Source organism: Bacillus sp. FSL R5-0416 (genome assembly GCF_037975425.1).
Classification (GTDB): domain Bacteria; phylum Bacillota; class Bacilli; order Bacillales; family Bacillaceae; genus Bacillus; species Bacillus subtilis.
Map to the genome: position 1 here is coordinate 3483299 of NZ_CP150252.1, position 12186 is coordinate 3495484.

Genomic DNA, 12186 nt, shown 5'->3' on the forward strand with positions numbered 1-12186 from the left:
GTATAGAACTTATTCTAGCCATAAAAAATTAGGAACAATTTCCGGAGCATAATTCTTGATCATTGAGTAACCTATTCCTGATAATCCGATCATTAAACTATATGATCTAGTACAGACTAAGTCTCTCTTTCTCCATTTCATGGCCAAAACATTTTCAAATAAGTCTTGATAAGTTCTTAAACATCTATTCTTCAAATTAATATTGTTAGTTAAATCAGAAGCATAATTTAATATAGAAAGCACACCTAAATCTCCATGACAATATGTAGGGTTATTGCCAATGCCATTATGAATAGAAGAATCTATTGCAGTCGATATTTCTTTTTCAATGTACTCGTCTTCAAAACCATTATCTTTTAAAATCAATTTACTTAAAAGTATACCTGGAGCTCCGTGACACCATCCATTAGCTAACTTATCTTTATTTTCTGTGGTATACCAATTATTGTGGTCTTCAGAGTACAATCTCCTTTCAAATCTTAAGGCCCTTTGAATGACTTCCAATAATTGTTCATCATTTGTTAACTTAAAAAATTTATATAAGTATGCGATAAAACCAGAATTACCATGTGAAAACCCAGAATATGCTGCTGAAAATTTTCCTGGCCAAGATATTTGCTCCTCAAAATTTTTCGCTACACTTAAAATATGATCACAGTGGATATGTGAGATCTTTAAAATTTCCTTTTTGTTATTCTCTTCAGTAATATTTGGTATTATGGAAAGCATAACTGCTAAACTACCTAAAGAACCTCCTATTAAATCGTATACTTTATCGAATTTACCTAACTTCGATAAAACACTGATATTTTCAAGTGTGGTCTTCCTTAATTCTGAATCTTCGAATAAATTAGATAACTTGTTTAATGTATAAAAGTATCCTGAAATACCTTGGAATGCACCTATTAAATATGGGTGATCTTCTTTTATTTCAGAGATAAACTTCTGTATTGGTCTCATAGTTTCAATAGCTGCTTGTTTAAAATCTTGTCTGTTGAGGATTTCGCCCAAGTACCCTAAAAATAGAGCAATCCCTGAATTACCATTATATATATCGAATCCCAATACATTTGCATTCCAAATGTCTTCCTCAATACCCTCAAGACTAGGACCTATCCACATTCTATCTTTTTGTTTTTTATTTATACCACATACACTGTTTTCAACTATAAATTCGCCTATCTGGGTTGCTTCATCTATCCAATTTTCTGACTTAATTTTATTTAAGTTTGCAGCTTTAGAGAATTTTATATCAGTAACTTCTTTTAATCTTTTTTCATTACTAATGTAAGACATTTCAATAAAATCAATCTGTCTTTTCAAATCTTCTTTCGATAGATTAAAAATCTTTTGCTTTACTGTTTTTATTGGAGGTTCTTCCAGAATATTGTGAATTTTTCCCCCTCTAGAATCTATTAAATGTTCATGTTCAATAGAGGATCTAAAAAATGGAACGTCTCCAGTTAATAAATCTTTATATTCTGAGTTCAATATATCTTTATACTCTTGTATATAATCAATACCGATTCTATGTAAAATAATCTTACGTCTATAGGTATCTCTCATAAAATCTGGATGACTTGAAATTCTTAAAAGCTGAGTGTATAAGTAAGTAGGTCTGAAGATAAACCTGCTATTTGTTTCTTTAAAAGTTTGAGAAATTTTATCCCAGAATTCATCTTTATTTAACATCACCCAACTATATAAACTTTCAAAACCATCTTTAATTTGTCCCGTATAATTTTCTGAATATAAGTAGGACCCTGTTTTAATGGAAGGGTTATTTAATTGAGGTTTAATGAAAGTATTTTTTCTTAAAATTTTAATAGTATCTGTTCCTGCATTTTCAATTACTAATGATTTATGAGGAGAGAGTTGTTCCTTATAGGCACCTAATCCCCCTATATCTAGACTTATGTCTTTGTCTCCTACTCTCTTAGAAATTTTTGTAGGCAATAAACTTATTGACTGTACAGAGTTATCAACTAATTCAGTTGCTGTAACAAAAGCTGACTTTTTATCAATTTGGTCAACCTTTAGTCTTGCATGAAATAATGATTCTAGGTCAACTAATACTGGGAAAGAACCATGGGCTATTAAATTTTCATGATGAAAATCTACTGCATTTAGAAGATACAGTAAACAAAGAAGATTACCTGAACGAGTATAAAAATCATTTGCTTCATTTTTATTAAAACAACTTTTATAATCTATGTGCTCCATCCAACCCGAATCATTTACTGTATGTATTTGAACTCTTTTGAAATTTAAAATTCCCGGTATGTTTTTCCCATCCAACCAATATAATACTTCCTGGAAACCTTGTTCAAGCGTTAAATCTCTAGGTTTATAAATTATTTTCTTACCACTTTTAAAATATATTGTTGAAACAGATTTTCCTTTTTGATGAGTATCTCCTAGACCGGTGGTTATATTTGTTATTGCACCTAAATCGTTATCAGAGTTGAATTTAGAGTTTAATGAACTAATTTCTCGTTTTGTGTTTTTTATTATTTCCATTACATATGTGAAATAATCATCAATCGTTACACATAATAAACTTGTTAATACTTCATATTCTTTATAAACACTTTTTAAAAATGATTCATCATTTAAAGATACAGCTAAAAAATGATTTAGTCTTTCTTCCGGAGTAGTCCCCTCTAACTTCCCCTCTAATCTTGCAATATTCACTTCCAAAACAAGAACCCTAAAAGCTTTTTCAAACATTAAATCCAATATATGTTTAATTACCTTTTTCACAAATTCATCCTCATTATCTACTGCATCTTCAATTCTTACTTTTACTATGAATTCTTCAATTTTGCAGCTAAGAAAAGGAGAAAAAAAATGAAAAAATGGATTATGCTCTAAAAATTCTTCAGAATTTCTCACTAAAAAATCACTTTTTTTATGATCTAAGACTCTATCAATATCTATAATGTTTGTATTTTGCTCAATATTAGTATCGTCTCTAATTAATGAATGAATCGTCTTACCAGATACATTTAAAAAAATCTTTTGCAATTCATCTTTGTCGTTAACCTCAGGAAACATTTTCATCCAATATTGGAGATTATATTTGTTAGTTTTCAAAGTTAATGATCCTACCTTAATGATTTTTTACAAAATAGGCAGTCAATTCCACTGCCTATTTTGTACTTATTTCAGCAAGTGCCTTGACATTCTTTAGTACCTGTACAAACCTTACCTTTATTTCCAAAAACTTCACTTACTAAAATAGTCCCCACGCTAGTAGTTGTTGTATTCCAGGTATTGAAAGCTCCTGAAACTTCATGTTCTTTAATTTCTTCAAGAACATCTCCACATGGGTCTATCAAATTTAAATCTTTTGTCACTTTCAATTCTGGTGTTTTCAATATCTTTGTCTTCTTCATACTATCTACCTCCTTATTTTTTACTGGATAATGTTTCTATTAACCTGTCCAATAAAAATCTACCATATTTTCCTATAGAAAACAATGGGTTTTATGTAATTTTTTATATTTTTGAATACATAAGAATTTCTTGCATTTCACTTTATTTTATTTTTTAAAAAAGAACTCTTCAGTTTTTTGTGAATGTCACTTTTAAATGCTTTAGCAAGAAACCAAAACGATTTTCAAATTATTATTTCATTGCAAAACGTAAGCCCTACTTTTGCAAGTAAAAGAACCAACATACAGTTATGTTACATACTTTTATTTAAAGAAGTAATTATTTTCCTTTGAAGCTATAAAATCAAATAGGAATATAAGTAACTATCATTTTATACAACCAGCTACTACCTTAACTATTTATAAGTATTATATGCAGTTAATTCTGAGCTGCCGTCGACCATTGTTTTTTACCCGTAGGACTTAGCTAATTACTCTCCGTCCCTATCTGAGACCGCTGAATTACTGATATAACTATCCGTGATCACAAGATTGTTCACTTCTCGTTTTAGGGAATACTGGAGTGAATAAACCATGCTTTGACAATCCTCTAAATACTAGTTATGATCATGGTCTTACATTTATTGATTGAGTTTATTAACTTAAAGAAGTGTTCGAGTTGATGGGTCTTATTGAGTTGATACCATGAATCGAATGTATACATTTCAAACACGGTTAATTTTTTCAGTACTTCCCTCTGAGTTCGAGACAGCTCACACTTGATGCAGTAACCAGATTCCCACCAAATACCTCGGGTTCCATATCATAAAGTGGTTCTCCTTTATCATGTGGACAGATCATTTTCATATATGCCATTATTGCTTGTATGTTTTCTTGATTCCAAGCATCCGTTATTTGCTGAACCCACAGTTACACGTAAATTGTGGCAACCATCACGCAAAGTTTTAAAGCTTTGCTGGCCATTTTCAAGGAAACTCTTCACCCCAAGTATTCCCTCCAAGTAATATTAATAAATCTGTACTCTTGAGCATCCACTCATCAAGGGAGATATTCGGTTTTATACGCAGTGCTCCATCGTAGTTATCATTACTTTATTCATCCTATTGTCATGACTTTTAAAGATGCTGCATCTTTTTTGAAACTTCCCATGTTCAGTTCGGCCATTAAATATATCTAATCTGATATTGTAGGAAATGCGTAAAGATAAGCTGGTTTCGACTGTATTCAAAAACAATGCAATTGAAATCTATACAATTATTATACTCAAAAACCCTGACACTCTTGTCAGGATAAAAGAAATTCAGCTCTTTCACACTAAAAAGAGCTTGGCCGCATCTGCAGCCAAGCTCTAATATGCTTACTTGTTTAAGTTGTAGAAAGAGTTGATACCGTGGTATTGAGCAGTTTCAGCCAACTGATCTTCGATGCGAAGAAGCTGGTTGTATTTCGCAACACGGTCCGTACGAGACGGAGCACCTGTTTTGATTTGTCCTGCGTTTGTTGCCACAGCGATGTCAGCGATTGTGCTGTCTTCAGTTTCACCAGAACGGTGAGAGATAACAGCTGTGTAGCCTGCGCGTTTCGCCATTTCGATCGCATCGAATGTTTCAGTCAATGTACCGATTTGGTTTACTTTGATCAGGATAGAGTTGCCTACGCCGTTTTTAATACCTTCAGAAAGTTTTTTCGTGTTTGTAACGAAGAGGTCGTCACCAACAAGCTGAACTTTTTTGCCAAGACGCTCAGTAAGAAGCTTGTGGCCTTCCCAGTCGTTTTCATCAAGTCCGTCTTCGATAGAGATGATTGGGTATTTAGAAACAAGCTCTTCATACCAGTCAACCATTTCAGCAGATGTTTTCACAACGCCTTCGCCAGACAGATGGTATTTGCCGTCTTCTTTGTTGTAGAACTCAGAAGATGCAGCATCCATAGCAAGTTTAACTTCTTCGCCAGGTTTGAAGCCGGCTTTTTCGATTGCTTCAACGATTGTTTGAAGCGCTTCTTCGTTAGAACCAAGGTTTGGAGCGAATCCGCCTTCGTCACCTACAGCAGTGTTTAAGCCTTTTGCGCTTAATACTGATTTCAGGCTGTGGAAGATTTGAGCGCCCATGCGAAGTGCTTCACGGAAGTTAGGAGCACCTACAGGCATGATCATGAATTCTTGAATATCCACGTTGTTATCAGCATGCTCTCCGCCGTTTACGATGTTCATCATCGGTACAGGAAGCGTTTTTGAGTTGAATCCTCCAAGGTATTGGTAAAGAGGAATCTGTAAGAAATCAGCAGCAGCACGCGCACAAGCCATAGATACGCCAAGGATTGCGTTCGCACCAAGTTTGCCTTTGTTTTCAGTACCGTCAAGCTCGATTAAAAGCTGATCGATTGCGTTTTGTTCAGTTACATCAAAGCCAAGAAGCTCTGGAGCAATGATTTCGTTTACGTTGTTAACAGCTGTTAACACGCCTTTTCCAAGGTAACGGTCTTTGTCGCCGTCACGAAGCTCAACCGCTTCGTATTCACCTGTAGAAGCTCCGCTTGGCACTAATGCGCGGCCGAAAGCTCCTGTTTCTGTATATACTTCAACTTCAACTGTTGGGTTGCCGCGGGAGTCTAATACTTCGCGTGCATAAACATCAACAATGTATGGCATGAGTTTTGTCTCTCCTTTTGATTTTCAAATTATTTTTGAATTAAAGATGTTCCTGTCATTTCTTTCGGTTTTTCAACACCAAGAAGGTCTAATAACGTTGGTGCAAGGTCGCCTAGGATTCCGCCTTCACGCAGCGTAATGCCTTCTTTCGTTACAATCACAGGGACTGGGTTTGTTGTATGCGCAGTGTGCGGTTCGCCTGATTCTGTAATCAGAATGTCAGCATTACCGTGATCAGCGGTAATGATGGCATGTCCGCCTTTAGCAAGAATCGCGTCAACGACTTCGCCCAAGCATTCGTCCACTGCTTCAATTGCTTTAATTGTTGGTTCAACCATTCCGGAGTGGCCGACCATATCAGGGTTTGCGAAGTTAAGAATGATCGCGTCATGCTTGTCAGCTTCAATTTCTTTGACAAGCGCGTCTTTCACTTCATAAGCACTCATCTCAGGCTTCAAGTCATACGTTGCAACTTTAGGCGAGTTGATGAGAATACGCTCTTCACCCGGGAATTCAGCTTCACGGCCGCCGCTCATAAAGAACGTGACGTGCGGATACTTTTCAGTTTCTGCAATTCGAAGCTGTTTTAATCCGTGCTGAGATAATACTTCTCCGACTGTGTTATCAAGATTTATCGGTTTAAACGCTACATAGCCGTCAACTGTTTCACTGAAGTGAGTCAGGCAGACGAAATACAGGTTCTTTGGATAATTCTCGCCGCGGTCGAAGTCACGGAAGTCTTTGTTTGTGAACGTGTTGGAAATCTGGATGGCGCGGTCCGGTCTGAAATTATAGAAAATCACAGAATCGCCGTCTTGGATTTTCGCAACAGGCTCACCGTTTTCTTTTGTGATGACAGATGGAATCACGAATTCATCGTAGATACCATTTGCATATGAATCATCAACAACATCCAGGGCGCTGCGGTAAGATGGGCCTTCGCCGTACGCCATTGCGCGGTACGCTTTTTCTACACGGTCCCAGCGTTTGTCGCGGTCCATAGAGTAGTAACGTCCGGAAATGCTGGCGATTTCACCTACACCGATTTCCTTGATTTGATCGTTCAACTGGTTGATGTACGTTTTCGCTGTCTGCGGACCTACATCACGGCCGTCAAGGAAGCCATGGATATAAACCTTTGTCAGCCCTTCTTTTTTCGCAAGCTTTAACAGTGCGAATAAATGGTTGATATGGCTGTGCACGCCTCCGTCAGATAAAAGACCGAACAGGTGCAAGGCTTTGTTGTTTTCTTTCGCGTTGCTGATCGCGTCAAGGAATGTTTGATTGCGTTCGAACTCTCCTTCGCGAATGGCAACATTTACGCGTGTTAAGCTTTGGTACACAATACGTCCCGCACCGATATTTAAGTGACCTACTTCGGAGTTCCCCATTTGCCCTTCAGGAAGACCTACAGCCTCGCCTGAAGCAGTCAATGTTTGATGAGGATACTGGTTCCAATAGCGGTCAAAATTCGGTTTTTTCGCTAAAGCGACTGCGTTCCCTACTGTTTCGTTACGTAATCCGAACCCATCAAGAATGATGAGTGCAGCTGGTTTTTTACTCATATTGACCTTCCTCCAATAATTGAACGAATGACTGTGGCTCAAGGCTCGCGCCGCCGACCAAAGCACCGTCAATATCGGACTCTGCCATATATTCTTTAATGTTTGCAGGCTTTACGCTTCCGCCATATTGGATGCGAAGCTTGTCTGCAGCTTCTTGGCTGAAGCTTTCAGCGACGGTTTTACGGATATGCGCACACACGTCATTCGCATCTTTCGCTGTAGAAGATTTGCCTGTTCCGATTGCCCAGATTGGCTCATACGCAATAACAGAAGCAGCAACTTGTTCTTCAGAAAGACCAGCAAGGCCTTTTTTCACTTGGTCAGCAACAAGATCATTTGTTTTGCCGGCTTCACGCTCTTCAAGCGTTTCACCTACACAGATGATCGGCACAATGCCGTGTTTGAAAGCTGCGTGTGCTTTTTTGTTAACTGTTTCATCAGTTTCAGCGAACATTTCACGGCGCTCAGAGTGGCCGATGACGCAGTAGTCAACGCCAAGGTCTTTCAGAGCAACCGGGCTGATTTCGCCTGTGAACGCGCCGCTTTCTTCGAAGTGCATGTTTTGAGCGCCGACTTTTAGGTCAGTGCCTTTCACAGCAGAAGCAAGCTTTTCTAAGAAAAGCGCTGGCGCGCAAACAACAGCTTCAGCTTTGTCTGCTGCTGGAATGGAAGATTTCACTTCTTCAACGAAGCTGACAGCTTCGCCGAGTGTTTTGTTCATTTTCCAGTTACCGGCGATAATTGGTTTTCTCATCTGTTCCACTTCCTTATAGCAGTTTTGAGATTATTTATCGTTCAGTGCAGCTACCCCTGGAAGCTCTTTGCCTTCCATAAACTCAAGGGATGCGCCGCCGCCTGTTGAGATGTGGCTCATTTTGTCAGCAAGGCCGAATTTTTCAACCGCTGCCGCAGAGTCTCCTCCGCCGATGACAGAGTATGTATCTTTCGCCTCTGCCAATGCTTCCGCAACCGCTTTTGTTCCTTGAGCGAACAAGTCGATTTCGAATACGCCCATTGGTCCGTTCCACACGACAAGTTTGCTGTTTTTGATGACGTCAGCATACGTTTCGCGTGTTTTCGTACCAATGTCGATTGCTTCTAAATCACTAGGGATTTCAGAGATCGGCACAATTTTCACGTTTGCATCGTTAGAGAAATCATCTGCAACGAGTACATCTTCAGGCATGTAGAAGTTAACGCCTTTTTCTTTAGCGCGGTCCATAAATGATTTCGCAAGCTCGATTTTATCCTCTTCAAGAAGAGATTTACCGACTTCATAGCCAAGCGCTTTTACGAAAGTATAAGCAAGACCTCCGCCGATGATCAGGTTGTCTACTTTATCAAGAAGACTCTCGATTACACCGATTTTGTCTTTTACTTTCGCTCCGCCGATGATCGCTGTGAACGGGCGGTCAGGATTGGAAACCGCTTTTCCAAGTACATCAAGCTCTTTTTCCATTAAGAAACCTGCAACTGCTGGCAGATGCTCGGCAATTCCAGCTGTAGATGCGTGAGCACGGTGGGCAGCACCGAATGCGTCATTTACATATACATCTGCAAGCTCAGCAAATGCTTTTGCAAGCTCAGGGTCATTTTTCTCTTCACCAGGATAGAAACGTACGTTTTCCAATACAAGAACGTCTCCGTCCTTCATCTCGGAAATTTGTGCTTTTACAGCATCGCCGTATGCTTCATCCGCTTTTTTCACTTCTTTGCCAAGCAGTTCGCCGAGACGTGCAGCGACAGGAGTTAAACGAAGCTCCTCAACCACTTCGCCTTTCGGGCGGCCTAAGTGGCTCGCAAGAAGGACTTTTGCGCCTTGGTCTGCAAGGTGTTTGATTGTTGGAAGCGCAGCACGGATACGTGTATCGTCTGTTACTTCCCCGTCTTTCATTGGAACGTTAAAGTCAACGCGGCAGAATACAACTTTGCCTTTTACGTCGATGTCTTTGAGAGTTTTTTTATTCATGCCTAGGAGATCCTCCTTCAAAATGGTTTGCATACAGCACGAAAAACGTGAAACCGTCTGTTCAAGCGATAACTCCGCTAGGGCAGATCGCAGTCTTTTTCGGCACAGGGCAGTTCGTCTAAAAGCCAGGGCAGCGGCTTTAGGCGAAAGCGCCGGCAAAGCTGCTTAAAACGCGGTCGTTTCTCTATCACAGAGCGTTTTCTGAAAGCCGGTCTTCATGGAAAAAGGGAAAGGGAGTCCGTCCCCTTCCCTTGTCCGCTTTCATTATAGCGCTTCTATTCGAAAGAACCAAGTCAGGTCCTTTTTCAGCTATAAATTAAAGACCTTTTTTTGCGATGTAAGCTGCAAGGTCAACAACGCGGTTAGAGTAGCCGCTTTCGTTATCGTACCAAGAGATTACTTTTACCATGCTGCCTTCCATAACCATTGTAGAAAGAGCATCGATTGTAGAAGAGTTTTTGTTTCCGTTGTAGTCGCCAGAAACTAATGGCTCTTCGCTGTAGCCAAGGATTCCTTTAAGGTCGCCTTCAGCCGCTTCTTTAAGAGCTGCGTTTACTTCTTCAGCTGTTACTTCTTGGTTCAGTTCAGCAACCAAGTCAACTAGAGAAACGTTTGGAGTTGGAACACGCATTGCTCCACCGTTCAGTTTGCCTTTTAGTTCAGGAAGAACTAGAGAAACTGCTTTAGCAGCACCAGTTGATGTTGGGATGATGTTTTCAGCTGCTGCACGCGCACGACGGTAGTCTTTGTGCGGAAGATCAAGGATTTGCTGATCGTTTGTGTAAGAGTGAACAGTTGTCATCATACCGCGTTTGATGCCGAATTTATCGTTAAGTACTTTTGCAAACGGCGCAAGGCAGTTTGTTGTGCAAGATGCGTTAGAGATAACATCGTGGTTAGCCGCATCGTATTTATCTTCGTTAACACCCATAACGATTGTGATATCTTCTTCGTTAGCAGGAGCAGAGATGATTACTTTTTTCGCGCCAGCTTCTAAGTGTTTCGCAGCGTCTGCGCGTTTTGTGAAGAAACCAGTAGATTCAACTACGATTTCAACGCCTTGTTTGCCCCAGCTAAGTTTAGCAGGATCGCGTTCTGCAGAAACTTCAATTGTTTTGCCGTTAACAACAAGGTTGTTACCGTCAACTGAAACTTCAGCGTCTAATTTTCCGTGTACAGAATCATATTGTAAAAGGTGAGCCAGCATGTTAGCATCTGTTAAATCGTTAACCGCTACTACCTCAACTTCAGGATTGTTTAATGCTGCGCGGAATACGTTACGTCCAATACGACCAAAACCGTTAATACCGACTTTTACTGCCATGATTGTTTCCTCCTTTAAATAAGTGAGAGATATTTATATTGAGGGATTATTCATCCCTTAATAACTTCTTTGCGGCTCCTTCGTCTGTGACGAGAACCGTGTTGCGCGGCTTTTTAAAGTAAGCCTCGATCGCTTCGGCTTTTGATGATCCGCCCGCTACCGCAATAATATCGGGAATGGCGTCTATGTCATCCAGCTGCATTCCGACAGAATGCACTTTGTGAACCACTTCGCCGTCCGCGTTAAAATAGTAGCCGAACGCTTCTGTCACCGCGTCGTTATCATCTATTTTCTTTAAGTCTTCTAAAGGCGTGTTTCTGCGCTGAGCCATAGTTTTAGCTTCGCCGATTCCGTGAACCAGCATACTCGCTGATTTAATGGTGTTCAGCACCTCTTTGACAGAAGGCTCTTCAATAATAGATGAATAGGCGCCTTGTGACAGCTGTCCCGGAACAAACAAAAGCCGGTAAGTGCCTGAAGCCTTCTCCGCCATATGCGCGCATATGGTGTTCGCCTGGTTTTTCACGTCTTCGCCTAAACCGCCTCTTGCAGGCACAAACAAAAGCTCGCGGTTTTTAGAATCCGGCGTCATCATTTCGGCGACAGCTTCAATTGTCGTACCGCCAGTTACAGCGACGATATTTTTGCCTGAAAATCTTTTTTTCATACATGCGACAGCCGCTCTTCCCATTTCTTTTTTGACCCATGGGGATTGATCGCTGTCTCCGGATACGATAATGGCATCCTTCAGATTTAAACGTTCTTTTAATGTCTTTTCCAAAAGAGTCAAACCTAAAACATCTTTCATCGTATCTTCCAAAACAGAAAGCAGTTCATAGCCCTCTTCTGTCAATGTCATGCCGTTTGTCTTAATATCGACCAGGTTCTGTTCCTTTAAAAACTGAACCTCGCCCCTCAGCACACGCTCGCTGATTTCGAGACTGGCAGACAGGCTTCTTCGCCCGATGGGTTCTGTCAGCCTGATATACTGCAAGATTTCAAACCTCTTTTGCATAACGAGCAGAAGATCAGGCAATAATTTTTTTTGAGCTTGTATTAACTGGTTCATGACTCAAACGTTCCTTCCTTTTTTGCTGGACATTATATGTCCCGCTATGACAAAAAACGTCCCGTCATAGCCAAAAAAAATCATTTCTGCTTTCTTTAATTATTTTAACAGGGTGGAATTGTTTATTCAACTGTTAAGAGCCAATTCATCGACAATATTCGCAGAGTTTTCATGCCGCGTCGTTTTATCCAGCAATATTTTATCCTATATA

At 39.8% G+C, this 12186-nt stretch carries 8 protein-coding genes and 1 pseudogene; all 9 read right to left on the reverse strand.

The window, feature by feature from the left end:
• Positions 1-9 precede the first annotated feature (9 nt).
• On the reverse strand, positions 10-3096 hold the full coding sequence (locus tag NYE20_RS18545) for a type 2 lanthipeptide synthetase LanM family protein (protein ID WP_101501473.1): 3087 nt from the start codon (positions 3094-3096) through the stop codon (positions 10-12).
• Between the two features lie 71 nt (positions 3097-3167).
• On the reverse strand, positions 3168-3398 hold the full coding sequence (locus NYE20_RS18550) for a plantaricin C family lantibiotic (protein ID WP_101501474.1): 231 nt from the start codon (positions 3396-3398) through the stop codon (positions 3168-3170).
• A 589-nt stretch (positions 3399-3987) separates the two neighbouring features.
• A pseudogene (locus tag NYE20_RS18555) lies at positions 3988-4562 on the reverse strand (DJ-1/PfpI family protein).
• Between the two features lie 193 nt (positions 4563-4755).
• On the reverse strand, positions 4756-6048 hold the full coding sequence (gene eno, locus NYE20_RS18560; protein WP_003228333.1) for a phosphopyruvate hydratase: 1293 nt from the start codon (positions 6046-6048) through the stop codon (positions 4756-4758).
• Positions 6049-6077: 29 nt separating this feature from the next.
• Positions 6078-7613: a 2,3-bisphosphoglycerate-independent phosphoglycerate mutase gene (gene gpmI, locus NYE20_RS18565; RefSeq protein ID WP_003228330.1), complete on the reverse strand. Its 1536-nt coding sequence runs from the start codon at positions 7611-7613 to the stop codon at positions 6078-6080.
• On the reverse strand, positions 7606-8367 hold the full coding sequence (gene tpiA / locus NYE20_RS18570; protein ID WP_003243394.1) for a triose-phosphate isomerase: 762 nt from the start codon (positions 8365-8367) through the stop codon (positions 7606-7608). Before tpiA ends, gpmI begins: the two co-directional genes overlap by 8 nt.
• Before the next feature lie 30 nt (positions 8368-8397).
• A complete protein-coding gene (locus NYE20_RS18575) occupies positions 8398-9582 on the reverse strand; it encodes a phosphoglycerate kinase (protein WP_003243051.1) in 1185 nt (394 codons plus the stop codon).
• Positions 9583-9898: 316 nt separating this feature from the next.
• Positions 9899-10906: a type I glyceraldehyde-3-phosphate dehydrogenase gene (gene gap / locus NYE20_RS18580; protein ID WP_003219957.1), complete on the reverse strand. Its 1008-nt coding sequence runs from the start codon at positions 10904-10906 to the stop codon at positions 9899-9901.
• Positions 10907-10952: 46 nt separating this feature from the next.
• Positions 10953-11975 (reverse strand): gapA transcriptional regulator CggR, encoded by a 1023-nt coding sequence (gene cggR / locus NYE20_RS18585; protein WP_017695173.1) that lies wholly within the window; start codon positions 11973-11975, stop codon positions 10953-10955.
• Positions 11976-12186 lie beyond the last annotated feature (211 nt).

What these genes read in the sequence shown, in the direction of transcription:
- NYE20_RS18575 (WP_003243051.1), bottom strand. Translation starts at nt 9,582, where the DNA reads ATGAATAAAAAAACTCTCAAAGACATCGACGTAAAAGGCAAAGTTGTA.
- tpiA (WP_003243394.1), bottom strand. Translation starts at nt 8,367, where the DNA reads ATGAGAAAACCAATTATCGCCGGTAACTGGAAAATGAACAAAACACTC.
- NYE20_RS18550 (WP_101501474.1), bottom strand. Translation starts at nt 3,398, where the DNA reads ATGAAGAAGACAAAGATATTGAAAACACCAGAATTGAAAGTGACAAAA.
- gpmI (WP_003228330.1), bottom strand. Translation starts at nt 7,613, where the DNA reads ATGAGTAAAAAACCAGCTGCACTCATCATTCTTGATGGGTTCGGATTA.
- gap (WP_003219957.1), bottom strand. Translation starts at nt 10,906, where the DNA reads ATGGCAGTAAAAGTCGGTATTAACGGTTTTGGTCGTATTGGACGTAAC.
- eno (WP_003228333.1), bottom strand. Translation starts at nt 6,048, where the DNA reads ATGCCATACATTGTTGATGTTTATGCACGCGAAGTATTAGACTCCCGC.
- cggR (WP_017695173.1), bottom strand. Translation starts at nt 11,975, where the DNA reads ATGAACCAGTTAATACAAGCTCAAAAAAAATTATTGCCTGATCTTCTG.